At 60.3% G+C, this 16110-nt stretch carries 16 protein-coding genes and 1 tRNA gene; 7 read left to right on the top strand and 10 right to left on the bottom strand.

The features are described from left to right. Positions 1-66 precede the first annotated feature (66 nt). The 3 genes from Q0K07_RS02395 to Q0K07_RS02385 all read right to left on the bottom strand — a co-directional run bounded on the left by Q0K07_RS02395 (position 67) and on the right by Q0K07_RS02385 (position 2309). The gene (locus Q0K07_RS02395; RefSeq protein ID WP_294555894.1) at positions 67-384 is read right to left on the bottom strand and encodes an IscA/HesB family protein; all 318 of its coding nucleotides are present in this window, start codon (positions 382-384) and stop codon (positions 67-69) included. 133 nt (positions 385-517) lie between these two features. Next, positions 518-1708 (bottom strand): cystathionine beta-lyase, encoded by a 1191-nt coding sequence (gene metC / locus Q0K07_RS02390; RefSeq protein ID WP_294555893.1) that lies wholly within the window; start codon positions 1706-1708, stop codon positions 518-520. Between the two features lie 148 nt (positions 1709-1856). Then, a complete protein-coding gene (locus Q0K07_RS02385; protein ID WP_294555890.1) occupies positions 1857-2309 on the bottom strand; it encodes an EF-hand domain-containing protein in 453 nt (150 codons plus the stop codon). 130 nt (positions 2310-2439) lie between these two features. Between Q0K07_RS02385 and Q0K07_RS02380 the strand changes: the two genes are divergently transcribed. The 3 genes from Q0K07_RS02380 (at position 2440) to tig (Q0K07_RS02370) (ending at position 5682) form a co-directional block, all read left to right on the top strand. After that, positions 2440-2913 carry a GNAT family N-acetyltransferase gene (locus Q0K07_RS02380; protein WP_294555887.1) on the top strand — a complete coding sequence of 158 codons (474 nt, stop codon included), beginning with the start codon at positions 2440-2442 and terminating at the stop codon, positions 2911-2913. A 27-nt stretch (positions 2914-2940) separates the two neighbouring features. Further along, on the top strand, positions 2941-4221 hold the full coding sequence (tig, locus tag Q0K07_RS02375) for a trigger factor (RefSeq protein ID WP_294555884.1): 1281 nt from the start codon (positions 2941-2943) through the stop codon (positions 4219-4221). Positions 4222-4347: 126 nt separating this feature from the next. Continuing rightward, positions 4348-5682, top strand: a complete 1335-nt coding sequence (gene tig / locus Q0K07_RS02370) for a trigger factor (RefSeq protein WP_294555881.1) — start codon at positions 4348-4350, stop codon at positions 5680-5682. A gap of 114 nt (positions 5683-5796) precedes the next feature. Here tig (Q0K07_RS02370) and Q0K07_RS02365 read toward each other — a convergent pair whose 3' ends face one another. Further along, positions 5797-6804 carry a lytic murein transglycosylase gene (locus Q0K07_RS02365; protein ID WP_294555878.1) on the bottom strand — a complete coding sequence of 336 codons (1008 nt, stop codon included), beginning with the start codon at positions 6802-6804 and terminating at the stop codon, positions 5797-5799. A gap of 671 nt (positions 6805-7475) precedes the next feature. On the opposite strand from Q0K07_RS02365, the gene Q0K07_RS02360 reads away from it, so the two are divergent. Continuing rightward, complete coding sequence (locus Q0K07_RS02360) at positions 7476-8066, top strand: hypothetical protein (protein ID WP_294555874.1); 591 nt, start codon at positions 7476-7478, stop codon at positions 8064-8066. A 316-nt stretch (positions 8067-8382) separates the two neighbouring features. Beyond that, positions 8383-8808 (top strand): VOC family protein, encoded by a 426-nt coding sequence (locus tag Q0K07_RS02355; protein ID WP_294555872.1) that lies wholly within the window; start codon positions 8383-8385, stop codon positions 8806-8808. Between the two features lie 310 nt (positions 8809-9118). On the opposite strand, the gene Q0K07_RS02350 is transcribed toward Q0K07_RS02355, so the two are convergent. Further along, on the bottom strand, positions 9119-10153 hold the full coding sequence (locus tag Q0K07_RS02350; protein ID WP_294555869.1) for a branched-chain amino acid aminotransferase: 1035 nt from the start codon (positions 10151-10153) through the stop codon (positions 9119-9121). A gap of 444 nt (positions 10154-10597) precedes the next feature. Between Q0K07_RS02350 and Q0K07_RS02345 the strand changes: the two genes are divergently transcribed. Further along, positions 10598-11098 (top strand): single-stranded DNA-binding protein, encoded by a 501-nt coding sequence (locus Q0K07_RS02345; protein WP_294555866.1) that lies wholly within the window; start codon positions 10598-10600, stop codon positions 11096-11098. 705 nt (positions 11099-11803) lie between these two features. Here Q0K07_RS02345 and Q0K07_RS02340 read toward each other — a convergent pair. Continuing rightward, a tRNA-Glu gene (locus Q0K07_RS02340) sits at positions 11804-11879 on the bottom strand. A gap of 55 nt (positions 11880-11934) precedes the next feature. Next, positions 11935-12537, bottom strand: a complete 603-nt coding sequence (locus Q0K07_RS02335; RefSeq protein WP_294555864.1) for a GDSL-type esterase/lipase family protein — start codon at positions 12535-12537, stop codon at positions 11935-11937. Positions 12538-12964: 427 nt separating this feature from the next. On the opposite strand from Q0K07_RS02335, the gene Q0K07_RS02330 reads away from it, so the two are divergent. Continuing rightward, positions 12965-13519, top strand: a complete 555-nt coding sequence (locus Q0K07_RS02330) for a hypothetical protein (RefSeq protein WP_294555862.1) — start codon at positions 12965-12967, stop codon at positions 13517-13519. 340 nt (positions 13520-13859) lie between these two features. On the opposite strand, the gene Q0K07_RS02325 is transcribed toward Q0K07_RS02330, so the two are convergent. From Q0K07_RS02325 to Q0K07_RS02315, 3 genes are read right to left on the bottom strand one after another with little or no spacing between them, the layout of a single operon-like run. Continuing rightward, the gene (locus Q0K07_RS02325; RefSeq protein ID WP_294555860.1) at positions 13860-14870 is read right to left on the bottom strand and encodes a hypothetical protein; all 1011 of its coding nucleotides are present in this window, start codon (positions 14868-14870) and stop codon (positions 13860-13862) included. Further along, positions 14863-15579, bottom strand: coding sequence for a lytic transglycosylase domain-containing protein (locus Q0K07_RS02320; protein ID WP_294555858.1), 717 nt, complete (start codon positions 15577-15579; stop codon positions 14863-14865). Before Q0K07_RS02320 ends, Q0K07_RS02325 begins: the two co-directional genes overlap by 8 nt. A 2-nt stretch (positions 15580-15581) precedes the next feature. Continuing rightward, positions 15582-16007, bottom strand: coding sequence for an ATP-binding protein (locus tag Q0K07_RS02315; RefSeq protein ID WP_294555856.1), 426 nt, complete (start codon positions 16005-16007; stop codon positions 15582-15584). Positions 16008-16110: the final 103 nt, after the last annotated feature.

The following is a 16110-nucleotide window of genomic DNA, read 5'->3' as shown; positions in this document are numbered from 1 at the left end:
TGTGCTCCATTAAGTAAGAAGGTCCTGTGGGGATGTCTCCCCAGAAAACCCTGGAAGACTACGGTATCAGTGGCTGCCGCAGCTGCTTCCGCAGGTTCCGCAGCTGCTTCCGCCCTGAAGCGGGATTTCGGGATCGACGATGAAGCCCATGTAGCTCACGTCGATTCTTACGCCGCCGATGCGTTCCAGCAGCGAGGATTCCAGACAGAAGGTGAAACCGTTGACTTCAAAGGCCTTGTCGTTGTCGGTAGGCTCATCCAGAGCCAGTGCGAGACGGGGGCCGCTTCAGCCGCCGGGGGCCAGGTAGACGCGGATGCCGGCCTTGGGCTTGTCGGCGAAGAAAGCCTCCAGCTCCTGCCGGGCAGCATCGGAAAGATGAATCATGCGTATCTCCAGAAGAAATTGTTTTGGGTAAAAATAGGAACCGTTCTTGACTTTGTCAATGGACGGAAGGGGCATTTCTCCTTTTTTGTGCCGGAGCCTTCCGCTTTGCACAAAGCCTGACCGGCATACCGGCTCAGGAAAGGGCGGCGCGCAGGCGGGCGAATCCTTCCTCAAGGTCGGCTTTGAGGTCGTCCACGTCTTCCAGCCCTATGGCGTAGCGCACGAGGGTGCAGTTGTCTTCGTTCCACACCGGTGCCTTGCGGTTCAGCGCCGTGCGTTCGGGATGACAGTGTTCCACAAGGCTGTCGAAGCCGCCCCAGCTTGCGCCTATGCTGAACAGCCTGTAGCCGTTGAGCATGGCGGCCACGGCCTTTTTCTCCATCTTCGGCAGAACGATGGAAAAGAGCGATCCGCCGCCTGTGAAGTCGCGCGCCCAGAGCGCGTGCCCGGGGTGACTTTCAAGGGGAGGGTAGAGCACCTGCAGCACTTCCGGCCGGGTTTCCAGCCAGCGGGCCAGTTCCAGAGCCTGGGAGAACTGCTTTTCCATGCGCACCTTCATGGTGCGCAGGCCGCGCAGGGCAAGGTAGCAGTCGTCGGGAGAGGCGATTTCCCCCATCTGTACGCAGAAGGCGCGCATGCGGAGGTACAGTTCCCGGGTCCGCGCCGTGATGATGCCCATGACGAGGTCGGAGTGCCCGGCAATGAACTTTGTGGCCGCCTCCACGCAGATGTCCACCCCTGCAAGGAGGGGCTTGAAGTAGAGGGGACCGGCCCAGGTATTGTCCATGATGACCACGGCGCCGTGGGCATGGGCGGCCCGCACTATGGCCGGGATGTCCTGCATTTCAAAGGTGAGCGAACCCGGCGCCTCCGTGTACACGACGCGGGTGTTCGCCTTGATGAGCACGTCTATGCCTTCGCCTATGGCGGGATCGTAATAGGTGGTCTCCACCCCGAAGCGGCGCAGAATGCTTTCGCAGAACATGCGCTGCGGGCCGTAGACGCTGTCGGGCATGAGCACATGGTCGCCCGCGCCCACAAAGGCAAGGAGCGACTGCGTGCACGCGGCAAGGCCGGAGCTTGTCACCATGGATCCTGCGCCCTGTTCCAGCCTGTTCACGGCATCGCACAGGGCAAAGGAATTTTCCGTGCCCAGAGCGCCGTAGCAGACGTTGCGGAACTTGGCGTCGCCTTCCTCGTTGGCGTCGAATTCCTCAAGCGTGGGGGAAACGATGGTGGAGGCGCGGTGCACCGGCATGTTGACGGGGCCGCCGACGCGCAGCGGCGCGCGCCCGGCGTGTGTGAGAATGGTGGAATCCTTCATGCTGCATTCCTCAGAATATCCCTTCCGGCAGAGCATCTGCGCGAAAGAGTCCAGGTTGCTTTTTCATGTCCATGCCTTGTTGCGCAGTAGCGGCATCCGGCGCCCTGCGCAGAAAAAGGGCATGGCTTCAGGCGGGAGAGCGGAGCGTTCAGTTTTCCTTCGCAGGGGGCGTGACGAGAAGCGGCATGCCGCCGGCGGGGGCGTCTTTCTGCGCCGGGGGCATGACGAGGGGCATGGCTCCGCCGGAGGCGGAACCCTTGTCGCCCGCGCCGCGCATGGCCTTCATCATGCCTTCCATATCGGGCATCTTTGCGGAAGCGCTGTGCCCGGCGGAGAAGGTCTTCCATTCCTCAAGGCTGATGCGGCCGTCGTGACCGGTGTCTATGGTGTCGAAGGCGTTGCGGTTGAGGTTGGGCCTTGCGGCGGAAAGTTCCTCCCAGGTCAGAGCGCCGTCCTTGTCGGTATCCATGGCGTGGAAGCGCTCCACCGGGTCGCCGGAGAGAGCGGAAGAGCCATCCTGCATGCCGGGCATGGCATGAGCCTGCAGGGGAAGGGAAAGCGCGAAGACAAGGGTCGCGGCCCGAAATACAGCGATATTCATGGCATATACCTCTTGTAGGGTTGAAAGCGCAGCATGACACGAGGCGGGGGCAAGTGCAAGCCTGATTCGCGGCCCGTCCCCGCAACTTGCCATTCCCTCTGTTCTGATACAATATCCGCGGGGAGGCTGTATGATACGCCCTTTCTGCAACGATGACATGGATGCCGTCATCCGGCTGTGGCTGGAGGCATCTGTTCAGGCACACTTCTTTATTGCCCCGGAATACTGGGAGGCTGAGGCTGCGGACATGCGCGAGCTTTACCTTCCCGTGAGCGATGAAATCGTCGTGCATGCCGACGACGCCACGGGGGAGGTGGATGCGTTCTTCGCCTTTGTGGATACGTTTCTCGCCGCGCTTTTCGTGGCTCCCGGCGCCCAGGGCATGGGTCTCGGCAGCCGTCTGTTCCGCATTGCAAGGCGCATGCACCCCGATCTTTCCCTGTGCGTGTACAGGGAAAACGAGCGGGCCGTGGCCTTTTACCGGAAACAGGGCCTTTCCGTGCTTGAGCGGAGAGTGGAAAGAAAGACGGGGCATGAGGAACTGATCATGGGTTTTGCGCAAGGCCCCGCCGGGGAAGAGACGCCTGCGCGGACGGTTGATTAACCTTAAAGGAATGGTTCAGGTTTTAATATGGAATACCATGTGGAGAAAGGGGCGGACGGAGAGTGCCGCCTTTCCTGCTTCTTTTCTGCGGCGGAGGTGACTGCCGAGTGGAAAAAGGTTGCCGCGCCTTTTGCATCTTCTTTCCGTATGGCGGGATTCAGGCCCGGCAAGGCTCCGCTGGAAGTGCTGGAGAGGCAGTTCGGGCGGCAGATTTCCGAAGAAAGCACCGATGCTCTTGTCGAGCGCGGTGTGAGAAAGGCCTTGTCGGGGGAAGGGCTTCTTCCCGTCACCGCTTTCACCTGGGAAGGGGAAGGCGCCATGCGCGGGCAGGATTTTCGTTTCAGCGTGAGCTTCGGCGTGCTTGTCGAGGGCGACGTGCCGGATTTTTCGGCCCTTTCGCTGGAAGAAAAGACGCCTGAGGCGGATGCCGATGAGGACGCCGCGGCCCTGCATGACATGCTGAGCCGCATTGCCGGAAAAGTTCCGGTGAAGGAGGGCCGCCCGCAGGATGGCGACATCGTGCAGGCGGAAGTGACGGGCCGCATCGACGGCCGCATCCTGCCCGGCATGAACACCGGCCCCTGCCGCATGCGTCTCATGCCCCTCCGCCCGGGCGAAAAGGCCCCGGATCTGGATCCCGTGGTCCGCAGTCTGAACGTGGGGGAAACCGGCACCGGCACCACGGTCTGCCCGGACAATTATCCCGATCCTTCCCTGCGCGGCAGAGATATTGAACTTACCGTGACGCTCCGCGCCGTGGAAAGGGAAGTTCTTCCTCCGCTGACGGAGGAAACGGCACGGCGTCTCGGTTTCCGCAGTGTGGAGGCGCTGAAGGCCGGGGCGCATGAACTGGCTCTGGAACGGAGCCGCGCACGCCTTCACATGGAGGCTAAGCGGGATCTTGCATCACGTCTGGAAGCGTGGGAAGCCTTCGAGGCTCCCGCCTGCCTTGTGGAGCACTGCCGCCGCGAGGCCTTGCGCCGTTCCCGCCAGTATCTGCAGAGTCGGTATGATTCGCCGGACAGGCTGAAGGAAATTCTTGCCCTCATGAAACAGGAAGCGGAAGAGACGGGTCGGAAGAAGGCCGTGAAACGTGCGCTTCTGCTCGGCTGGGCGCGCAGGGAAGGCATCGACGTGCCGGAGGCGGAACTGCAGAAGGTGCTTGCCGGCCGTGCCGCCGCGCAGAACACGGATGCCGCCTCCTTTGCCCGCCGCCTTGCCCGCACGGGTGAGGTGTATGAGATGCGCGCGGCCATGCTGGAAGAACGCGCGCTGGAGGCGCTTCTTTCGCGCGTGTGCAGGCCGTGATGTCCCGCCCGGGAGACATGGACGAAAATCTGTCTGAAGAGACAGGCGCGGGGCGCTTCCGCCGGACGGAGCTTCGCGCCTTTCCCGGAACAAGAAGGTAACACGTTCTCTTTTGAGGAGCTTTTCATGGAATACAGCATAGAGAAAACATCCCCCACTTCCGTTTCCCTGGCGGTGACCTGCTCTGCCGACGAAGTGAAGAAGGCCTTTGACCGTGCGGCGAAGGCCATAGGCAAGGGCATGAATCTCCCCGGTTTTCGCGTGGGCAAAATTCCCGTCAATGTCATAAAGAGCCGCTTCGCTTCCCGCGTGGCCGCCGATGCCACGGAAATTCTTGCCGACGATACCATGATGGACATTCTCAAAAAGGAGGGAATCCGCCCTCTGTGTCCTTCGCAGTATCACGGTGAGCCCGCGCAGGAAGGAAAGGAATTCGCCTTTTCCTCCACCTTCGATACGCTGCCCGAGGTGGACCTGCCCGATCTGGAAACCCTTTCCGTGGTGGTGCCCGATCCTGCGCCCGGCGACGATGCGCTGAATGCCATGCTCGATCAGGCTCTGCGCCGCGTGGCCGCGTATGAGGATGTGACGGACCGCAAGCCGCAGGATCATGACCTTCTTACCGTGGACGTGCGCGGCACCGTGGACGGCAGGTCCCTGCCGGGCATGACGGCGGACAATTTCCGTCTTCAGCTTCTGCCCGTGCGTCCGGGGGCGAAGGTGCCGGAAATGGATCCCATCGTCCGTGCGCTGAACGTGGGCGAAAGAGGGCAGGGCGTGATGATCTGCCCGGACAATTACCCCGACCCCACGCTTCGCGGCCGTGAAGTGCAGCTTGATGTGGTGCTTCGCCGCATACAGCGCGAAGTGCTGCCCCCGCTCACCGATGAGACGGCGCAGAAGCTGGGCTTCAAGACCTTCGACGATCTGAAGCAGGAAGTGTGGCAGCAGACTTTTGCCGCACACATGCGCCAGATACAGCGCGAAGGCAAGCACCGTCTCATGGAGGAGCAGCTTGCGCGTCTGGATTTCCCCCTTCCGGAAAGTCTGGTACAGCGTTTTTACCGCGAACACCTGCGTGATGCGGAACATTACCTCAAAAAGCAGCATGCCGATGAACAGACCATCCGCGAAACGCTGGAACACATGCACGACGAGGCCATGGAATTCGCGCGCAAGAAGGCCAAGGGCCATACCTTCCTTCTGGCGCTGGCCCAGCGGGAGGGCATCAGCGTGAGCGGCAGGGAAGCCGAGGAGGCCGTGCGCTCCATGACCAAGGGCACGGGGCAGAACTATGAGGATCTGCGCAAGACGATATGGGAAACGGGTGTCATCACCGCCATGCAGGAACGCATGATCGTCGACCGGGCGCTGGATCGTCTTTACGGCGCGGCGCGCAAGGTCATGGCGGAATCGACCACGCTCAGGCCTTTTTCCGAGGTGAAGAAGCAGGGCGCGTAGCCGGTGTCGGGAAGGCCGTCAGCCATCAATGGGATGACGGTCTGTGAAAAGTCTGCCAGCATGAAAAAAGCCGCCGGAAGGATATTCCGGCGGCTTTTTTCATGCGCTGAAAGCTTACGGGAGCTGACGTATGGTTTTTGCCAGGGCAAGAATGGTGTGGGCATAAATGTCCATGGCGTTGTAGGTACGCAGTACTCTGGTCTGCCGCTGTACGCTCAGGCCCTTTTTCCAGCCGTTCCGGCGCAGGTAGTTGCTCAGGCTCGATACGGCGTCGTCCACGCAGAAAAGGTCGATGATACCGTCGCCGTTGCCGTCCACCCCGTAGCGGGGAATGTTGGTGGGCATGAACTGGCACAGGCCTATGGCCCCGTACACGGAACCCTTGACCTTGAACGGGTCGATGTGGTTGGCATGGCAGTAGGAAAGCAGGGCCTTCAGTTCCTTGTAGGCCCAGTCGGCCTTGACGGCCATCTTCTGGCGTATCCACGGAATATGCTGCTCCGATCCCGGGAGCTTTTTCATGTATTCGGGAATGGCCGAGGGGTCTCTGGTCACCGACATGCTGGCCAGCATGTAAAAGGCGTTGTGCTTGCCGAGGTAGCCGCCGAGCCTTGTTTCCACAAAAAGCAGCGCCGCCGCCACTTCCGAGGGCACGCCGTAATTGAGTTCCGCTCTGGCAAAGGCCACGGCGTGCTTGTTTATGAATTCCCGGCAGAGCTTTGCATTTCTGGTGGTGACGACGCCCTTGAACCACGGACCGGGAATGCCGAGTTTTGTTTCAAAGCTCCGGGCCGGCCGGGCCTTGGGCCGGGGAATGAAGGCGTTGGTATAAAGTTCCCGCACCTTGACGCCCATGGGTATGGGGGAGGGCGGCATGTCGAGGCGGGCGAACAGCTCGTCGGTAAAGGCGGCGTCCAGTCCGTCGTGCCGGAGCTTTGCGGCAAGCTGCTTCCAGTTTTCCTGCCACGAAGAGGACGCAAAGAGCGCGTCGCCGTCGAGGGGAGCTTCCATCCTGCTGTCGGTGGGAGAGGGAGAGTTCTGCCGGGAAACAGCCTGTGAACATGCGGAAAGGGGCAGTATCAGAAGGACCGGAACAAGGTATTTCAAAGAAGAAAAGCGCATGAGATATCCTTTTTATGGTCGTATCGCCAGCTTTTCAGGCGGGTGTCATTAAAGTCACCTGACAAGGTGCTGTCAAGCGGACACAGGGCGGGAAAACATACGTTTTCTGCTGTTTTCATGGGATGTTTCGGGGGGTGATATTTTTCCCTCCTGCAGAAGAAGGGCGGGGGGGGGAGAAAACGCTCTTTTCTTCCTGCCTCTGCCCGGCGGGGCGGAACAATACCGGCTTCCATCATCGGTATGCAGGCCCGCCGGGGGCTTTTCCGACAGCGTTTCAGAAAAAGGTATTCCAGAACATACCCCGGCATGCCCCTGTGGATGAGGGGCGGGACGGTTCCTGCCGGAGAGGCCGGAGCCTGCGGGGGCCGCTGTCTGCCGGGGCGAAGGCACGGTTTTCAGGGAAACTTTGCCCTGCTGAAGCACATCCCCGGTCCGGGCATGAACAGGGCGGCTTTTTTCCGCGTCTTGTCGTTGCCGTTGATTTACGCTATAAAAAAACACCTTTTATTAACGTTCCTCATGGGTTGAAACTTCTCTTCTCCGGGGCGCGGCGCTTTCATGGACCGGGGATTCCGCTCCTTGCGAGAGCGGCGCGGCGTATCCGCCGGGAGGGGCGATGTCCGGCCCATGGTGATTCTTAACCATGAGCTTTTTGCCGGTACCGGATTTTTATGAAGAAACTTTTCGTCTCCTGTCTTGTTCTGGTCTGCCTGCTGTGCCCGGCCGCCTCTTCCGGTGCAGCTCCCCTCCCGGTGGCGGGTTTTGAGAAAACGATGCCGACGCAGGGGCAGGACTGGGAAAAAAGCTATGTGGACGCGGCGCGCATCACCATAGAAAAAGGGGTGATGAGCGTGATGAGCGGCATTTCCTCCCCGGAACAGCTGCGCGATTCCGTGGAGTATTTCTGCCGCACCTGGGAAAACTGGGCTGATTCGCGCCTGTTCATCCTTCAGGATGACAGGGATATTGACGTGTACGGGAATCTGTATTCCCTGCAGGTCATGTGCAGGACGCTGCACCTTGCCGCAACTGACTGGCATGAAATGGAAAACAGCTCCCGTTCCGCCGTCACGCTGGAAAAGGCCCTTGAACTTGAGCAGAAGAGCCGTCTTCTGGCCGAGCCTGTGGCGGAAATCATCACCCGCCAGAGTTACAGCGCCTATCTGCCGCGCCGCGTGGAGATCATGAAGGAACAGTTCCCGTATGTAGATGAATTTTATCAGAAAAATTCCTTCCGCAACGTCATGGAAGGGCGGAGCTGAACTTTTCGCGGCCTTTTTTGTTCTGCACCTTCGTGCAGGGATGAGGCACGGGAGCGGAAGGCATGATCCTGCGCATGCGTTCTGTTCCATGCCGTGCGGAAAGGATACCTGAGGCCCCCGAAGGCATTAAAGGCTTGCCGCAGCGTTGCGGCATGGCGTGCCGCGCGGCGTGTATTCAGAAAAAGGAAAAACTTCTCTTCGCATGTCCGGCCGTTGCCGCAGGGCGCGGCCACATGCGGAAGCGGCGCGGTTCCGGCGGCTGCCCGTCGGAAGCCGGGAAAAATTCGATCAGCTTCGGAAGGAGCGGGAGGTTGGTATGAGCGGATGCGGAAGGCTGCATCATGTGGCCATGGCCATTCAGGACAGGGAAACGTATGACAGGACGGTGGCGTTTTACAAGGATGTCATCGGCCTGCCGCTTTTGCGTACCTGGTCCAGAGGGGCGAGACATATCACCATGCTGGATTTCGGCAACAGCATTCTGGAAATCGTTTTCGGTGCGGAAGGCACGGGTACGGGCGTGTTTTCCCATATCGCGCTTCAGGTGGAACGCCCTGAAGAGGTGGACGCCATGCTGGAACGCTGCATAGCCGCAGGCTGCACCCTTTCCCGCCCGGCGGACAGCGTGCAGGCCGAGGAAGAGACCTGCGGCGGCGGGAGACCGACGAAGTCTTTCCGCCTGCGCAACGGCTTCTGCACCGGCCCTGCCGGGGAAAGCCTGGAATTTTTCTGCGAATATTAACCGGGTCTGAAGATTCCGTCGGGCGGCGTGTTCTTCCGCCCGCGTCGACGCGCGTCTGCCTCCGCCGTGCAGGAAACTGCGCATGCCGGGAAGAGGCCCTCTTCCGGCAGAGAGGACGGCCTCTTCCTTTGCATACGGTGTTCCGCCTCTGCGGCCATGGGAAGGCCGGGCGGCGGAATCCCCCGTACCGTGAAGAACAAAAAAGGCCTCCCGCATAAGCGGGGGGCCTTTCCTGTTGCGGCTGGCGGATGAAGCCGGTTCAGCACGGCACGCGCGGGCCCGCCGGGCGCCGCGCCGTTATGCCGGAAGATCAGGCAATGCGCTTGATCCAGCCTTCGGGGGCTTCGATGCGGCCCATCTGTATGCCGGTGAGCGTGTCATACAGCTTGCTGAGCACGGGGCCCATGTTGTCCATGCCGGAAGGCACGATGATTTCCTTGTCGTGGTCCACGATCTTGCCCACGGGCGAGATGACGGCGGCGGTGCCGCACAGACCCACTTCCGCGAAGGAAGGCACTTCGGCCAGGGGCACTTCGCGTTCTTCCACTTCCATGCCCAGGTAGTGCTGAGCCACATAGAGGAGGGAACGACGGGTGATGGAAGGCAGAATGCTGGCACTCTTGGGAGTGACGAGCTTGCCGTCCCTGGTGATGAAGATGAAGTTTGCACCGCCGGTTTCCTCAACCTTGGTACGGGTCGCAGGATCGAGGTACATGTTTTCCGCATAGCCCTGACGATGAGCGTCCATGATGGCATGCAGGCTCATGGCATAGTTCAGACCGGCCTTGATGTGGCCGGTGCCATGGGGCGCGGCGCGGTCGAAATCACTCACGCGGATGACGATGGGCTTGGCGCCGCCCTTGAAGTAGGGGCCCACGGGGGTGACGAGAATGCGGAACTGATATTCTTCAGCGGGCTTCACACCGATGACGGCGGAGCTGGCGAACATGTAGGGGCGGATGTACAGGGTCGCGCCGGAACCGTAGGGAGGCACCCAGGCGAGGTTGGCCTTCACGGTTTCCACCACGGCGTTCACAAAACGTTCGGTGGGATAAACCGGCATTTCCAGGCGGCGGCAGGAATCTTCCATGCGCTGACCGTTGAGGTCGGGACGGAAGCAGACCACATGACCGTCTTCGGTGGTGTAGGCCTTCAGGCCTTCAAAGCAGGACTGGGAATACTGGAGTACGCCGGCGCACTCGGTAATGACGACCTTGTCGTCATCGGTAAGCAGACCGTCATCCCAGGCCCCGTCCTTGTAGTTGGACACGAAGCGCTTGTCGGTCTTCATGTAGCTAAAGCTCAGATTTGCCCAATCCAGATTCTTCTTTTCCATGGTACACATCTCCTGACAGCGTACACGAGATTGCGTGTATAGGGACCGGCCTTGTGGTCGGGAGCCTTCGTTTCCGCCGGGGTGACCCTGCGGCGAGATACACTTTCGGAAAATTCTGGCATTGTACGGCGTACTCGTCAAGTCCCGGAATGGGGGAATTTGTGTATCCGGCAAGTTTTCCCGCTGTTTTTGTGCGAGGAAAGAGTGACAATTATGTAAAATTGTATGCAGCAGAGGCGCTCCCCGGCCCCGGCCGGAAAAGAGCGCGGAAAAAAGAAACGGACAGAAGGAGGGCGTTGCAGAGGAGTGCCGCGCATGGAAGGGACCCGGGCGGAGGGAGGCTCCGGCAGGTTTTTTCTTGTGTTCCATGGGCATTCGGTCTATGTTGACCTCGTATGAGAGCCGCAGTGCCTCCCCCGTTTTCACCCTTTGGAGCAAGAAGGATTCTTTTCCATGCTGAATAAAGTCATGATCATCGGCCACCTTGGGGCCGACCCCGAACTGCGCTATACCCAGAGCGGTTCCCCGGTGACCACCCTGCGCGTCGCCACGGATGAATCATATACCGATAAGGACGGCAACCGCGTGGAGCGCACGGAATGGCATCGCATCGTGGTGTTCCAGCGTGCGGCGGAAAACTGCAATCAGTACCTGCGCAAGGGCAGCCTTGTTTATGTGGAAGGCAAGCTTTCCACCCGCAAGTGGCAGGATCAGAACGGGCAGGACCGTTACACCACGGAAATCCGCGCCGACCGCGTGCAGTTCCTGGATCGCCGCAACGCTTCCGCTCCCATGGACGGCGACGGCTATGCTCCCCGCCAGGCCGCGCCCCGTCCGGCGCAGGCTTCCCGCCCCGCGCCTCAGCGTCGCCAGGCTCCCCAGCAGGACAGCTACGAAGACCTGGGCCCCGCCTTCCCCTCGGAAGCGAGCACCATGGACGATATTCCCTTCTAGGACAGCGTTTGTGCCGGAAGCAGAGGCTTTCGGCAGAGCAGTATGCCTGTGACGGCACGGCTTTCGGGTCGTGCCGTTTTTTTTGCGCTCTCCGCTCAGGAAAGGGTGGAGCGCCGGGCAGACAAGTTTTCCCGGCAGAGAGGAAACATTTTTTTGCAAGCCCGGGGAACATTCCGTCCCGCCTCATCCCGGGTATGCCGTATAGAAGGCATACTGAGGCAAAAAAGCCCGTGAACCGGGGCGCAGGTTCGCAGCACAGGCTTTTTGAGGGGGAAGAAAGCCTGGCTTTCCGGCAGAAGGAGGCGGAAACAGCGGGATGCCCGGTATGTTCAGGCTGCGCAGGCTGATGCTTTTTTCAGCTCTGCCGTGCCTGCGTTCCATTGTTGAGCGCCCGGGCTTATCCTCTCCGGGGCGGAACCGGCCGGATGTGCGCCCTGTCTCTGCAGAGGCGGGGAAAACGACATACAGCAGGAAGGCCTCATAAGGATGTTTCCTCATGAGGCCTTTTTCTGCTCCGGTGCCGGCAACGGGAGCCAGATTTCATAGATACGTTACGGATGTTGTTGACAGCAGGTTCTGTACCCCTGACGGTACCCTTATTTGTGGTCTGAGCAAAGGGTACCGGGGCCGCATGGAATCGCATAAAAGATAAAAAAGAAGGCTTTTCGATGGGTTGGCATCGAAAAGCCTTCTTTTTGTATTCTCTGGTGTCACCAACGGGATTTGAACCCGTCTTGGAGGCTTGAGAGGCCTCTGTCCTAACCGGATAGACGATGGTGACGTGTCGTTTGCTCGACGTGTTGCAATCTATAGGCAGCAGCCTGTTCTGTCAAGCATTAATTTTCGTTCTTACGGAACCAGTCCTTCAGGGGAGCGGCCTGCATGAGGGCGTCGGCGATCATTTCGTTGCCTGCCGCACCGGGGTGCACCCCGTCGGAAAGATCGTCGACATAACCTGCTTCCAGAAGGGGGTGGAAGATGTCGATGAAGGGCACATCCACGGCCGCGCACACGGAGGCATAGGCCGTGCAGAGGCTTTCAAGGCGTGCACAGTGTTCCCTGTCCTTCACGGGAGGGGCGCTTATCATGGCCACGGCACCGTATTCCTTCGCCTTCTGCAGAATGTCGCGGGCATTGGCGGCGGATTCTCCCACAGGAATGTTGACGGACCCCCTGGGCGCAGCCATATCCACCGTGCCGAAGCAGAAGAGAAGGAAGGAGGGGACGCCCTCTATGGTCCGGGCCTGAAATTCCCTTTCCCAGCGTTCCCGGATCATGGCGCTGGAGTGCCTGCGGACGCCCATGTTGTAAAAGGTGTCCGGCGGCACCTGCAGACCGGCGGCAGCCGCCTTGCCGGCCAGCCTTGCCACCCAGCCCCCGGCGGGGGCGTCGTTCACGCCGAGGGTGACGGAATCACCGAAGAAATGAAAAATTTTCATAGAAACCTCGCAGATTGCAGGTCCCGCCGAAGGGCGGGCCCAGGTTTGCCGGAAAAAGGCGTATCCGGGCAGAGAGAGCGTTTTTGTGCACAGGGGGAAGCACGTCGCCCGGCATACGCGCAGAAGTTCAGCCGCCGCAGAGGGCAGGCGCTGCCGTGACCATCGGAAAAGAAGCGGCGCATTCCGTGCGCAGAGGCTTGCCCGGCAGCACTGTACTAGCGTTTTTTTCCCTGCCTGCCAAGCGTGACGCCCGCTTTGTGGAATAGGGAGAGCGGCAGCGGATACGCCGCTCTCCGCCTGAGAACATCCGCATGGCCGGGCGGCCCGCCTCCTTGTGCCGGAAACCGGGAGTCGGCGCTCTTGAAATGCTCCCGGCTTGCTGCTAGTTTTCCTTGCCTGCAAAGACTCATGGAAGAGGAGGCCGTACATGGAAGGCGACAAGGACAGAGAAATTCTTAAAGCGGTTGCGGAATACAGGAACGGGCTTCAGAATATTCTTGCGCAGGAGGCCGTGAAAACGGGCTTTTTGAAGGATTCCGTGCGCAGTATTCCCGAACTGTCCGGTTTTGTGCGTTCCTTTTTTGAGCACTGCGTCAGGGAATACCATTCCCTGTACGATCATGTGGAGCCTCTGGCCGTGCTGGGTTCCTGCTGTTTTGCGGGGGCGGCGGCCGCCCATCTGTGGAACGCCGTAGGGGAAGAGCTGCTCAGAAGCAACCTTTTCGTGCTGCTGTCCCGGGAACGCGGCATGAAATATCTGGACGACACGGCGCTGGAACTTGCGGGCATTCCCGGAGGAAGTCCGGAAGGCGACCGCCTCGCGGCCTGCATCAAGGGCAGCTGGAGCATCATGGCCCTTGCCGCCATGAGCGGTGCGGTCAAGGACAGGCAGCCGGAAGAGGCCATGCTTTTCCTGCAGGCCACGGCGCAGGTCATGTTCATTCTCGGCGAGGCCATCGTGCTGGCCCGAGAAGAAGCCTGAACGTTCCCGGCAAAAAATCGTTTTCCGGCAGATCCGCCGCGAAAAGGATGCCGTGTATCTTAAAAGCACGGCCGAAGGGCGCAAGGCCGTATGTTCCGGCATATTCCGGAAGTGGAGTTTGCCGTGCTGTTCCGGGAGGCGGGGAAGCGTTTTTGCCTTTTCAGGGGAGAGGGGGCGGCGTTTCTCCTCTGCCGGGGCTTCAGTCTTTCCGGGGCGTGCGGGAGAACCGTGCTCTGCCTGAACACGGCCGATTTTTTCAGAAAGCACGCCTTACGCGGCCTTTGTCCGGGGAGAAAGGCATGGCTTGCGCCCGGAAGGCGCCGTATCCGGGCAGAGGGCGTTACCGTATGCGTACGGAAATGGTACGCGCATCTTCCCGTTCCACCGCGCAATGTGCGGGCTTTTGGGCAAGGGAGAAGATGATGATGGTGTTTCCCTGGCGGAATTCCGTTTTCATGTCTTCCACCAGCCGGGTTTTCACCACCCGGGAATTGATTTTCCAGGAGCCTTCCAGAGTGACTTCGTAGCAGAGCGGCGTTTCCCGCAGCTCTCCCTGCGCCTTCAGGCTGTCGCCGGCTCCGGCAAGGCGGAAGATCAGACTGTCTGCGTTCCGGGTCACCGAGCTCCAGGTTTTTTTCGGCGCCTTTTTCGGATCGGCGCTTTCTTTTTTCTTTTCAGGCGCAATGGCTGCCGCTTCGGCAGGCGGGGAATTCTGCTTCAAGGGCAGAGAAGCCTCTGCCTTTTCCGGGGAGGAGGCCTTTGCCGCATGCTCCCGGGCGGGCGCGCTCTGTACTTCGGGGGAATCACCGGAGCCTGCCGGGTGCGCTTTTTCCTTCGGCGCTGCCGCTGCGGCGGAAGCGGGAGTGTTCTGCACCTTTTCCTTCTGCACCTCTGCCTTCCCTGCGTCCGGCTTTTTTTCTTCTGCCTTCCGCACCGGTCCCTTATCCGAAATTTTTCCGGAAAACACATGGCTGCCTTCCGGTGCGTCTTCCTTCTTTTCCGACTTTTCCGAAAGAGCGGGGGCGGGGGCCTTCTCCTCCGGCACGGCCTTTTTTTCCACCGGAGCAGCCTGCGGGGCGGAAGGCACGGCCGGAGGTTCCGGCAGGCTGCTCATGGCCTCGCTGACCGTACCCCGGTTGCCGTCCACATCGCAGAGGGCATCCATGGGATACTCGCAGAAGTTGTCCAGACGGATGCGGGAGGCTTCCAGAGAGGCCAGAAGTTCACGGTTTTCCCGTTCCAGGCGTCTGCCTTCCTCCCAGGACTGCCAGAACAGCCATGCTCCGCAGCCGACTGCCAGAAGAAGCGCCGCAAGGCTTGCGGCAATGAGGGTGGTGAGGAGTTTATTCATGGCTGTCTTCCCGTCGCGTTGAGGCGGCGTTTTCCTCCTGCTGATGACGCGTTACCTGCCGCAGGTAGGCCTGTGTTTCAGGAAAGGGTGGGACGCCGCCGTATTTGATGACGTTGGCCGGACCGGCGTTGTACGCCGCAAGAGCCAGATCAAGGGAACCGAAGCGGTCGAGCTGACGGCGGAGGTAGGCGCTGCCGGCCATGACGTTGGCTTCGGCGTCATAGGGATCTTCCAGCCCCAGTTCCTTCTGCGTCTCGGGCATGATCTGCATGGCGCCGCGCGCCCCCTTGGGGGAGACGGCGTGGGCCTGGAAGGCCGATTCCGTCCGTATCACCGCAGCAATGAGCGAGGTCGGAAGGTTGTAGGCCTTTGCCGCCTTTTCTATGATGCGCCGCCATTCTTCCGGAGCGGTATGGATCCTGCCCGAGCTCATGGCTCCGGCCAGTTCCGGCGTCACCATGGGCCGGGGCAGGGCCAGAAGACGGGCCGAGGGCGACAGGCTGGAAACATCCATGCTGTCGATGAGAAATTCCTGCGTATGTTTTCGTTCCAGCAGGCTGGTTTCCGTAACGCTCACTTCTTCCGAAAGTATGACGCCCGCCTGAAGGCCTGAGGGAACAAGAAAAAGCGCAAGGGTCCATAGCGGAAGCAGAATGCTCCGGAGCATGCCCGTGCGGCGTGTTGTTCTCAGTCCGTTTTTTTCAGGCACGGTTATTCCTCTTCCGGCAGGGCGAAGTAGACGTCGATGCAGTTCAGGCCTTCTTCGCGGGAATAGGCCTGATGGGTGGTGACGCTGCGGATGAGGTAGATGCCCAGCCCCCCGATGGGACGGCTTTCCGTATCAAGGGAAAGATCCGGCGTGGCCGCCTCGGCAAAGGGATTGAAGGGCTCGCCTGCGTCCTTTACGGAAAAGCAGAGCATTTCCCTTCCGTCGAAGAAAATTTCCTTCAGCGCGATTTCCGCATTGCCCGTGACGCCTTCGGGATAGGCGTAACTGAACACGTTGACCAGAAGTTCTTCCGTCACCAGTTCCAGATTGAGGAGCAGAGGCAGAAACTTTTCCGGTATATTGTCTTTAAGAAAGCTGTTGACGGCGGCAAGCTGTTCCAGTCGCGCCGGAACATGAAGCTGCGGCATGGCGGCCTCCTGCGGTATGCGGGTATGACGAGCGAAAGCGGAAAATTCTGTCCTTCCCGGGGGAGGGCACAGAGCTACGTTTCAGTGTCGGCGGCTCCGGGAA

Origin of the sequence: uncultured Mailhella sp. (assembly GCF_944324615.1) — a bacterium.
Taxonomy (GTDB): domain Bacteria; phylum Desulfobacterota; class Desulfovibrionia; order Desulfovibrionales; family Desulfovibrionaceae; genus Mailhella.
This window is presented reverse-complemented; position numbering and strand designations above follow the sequence as displayed.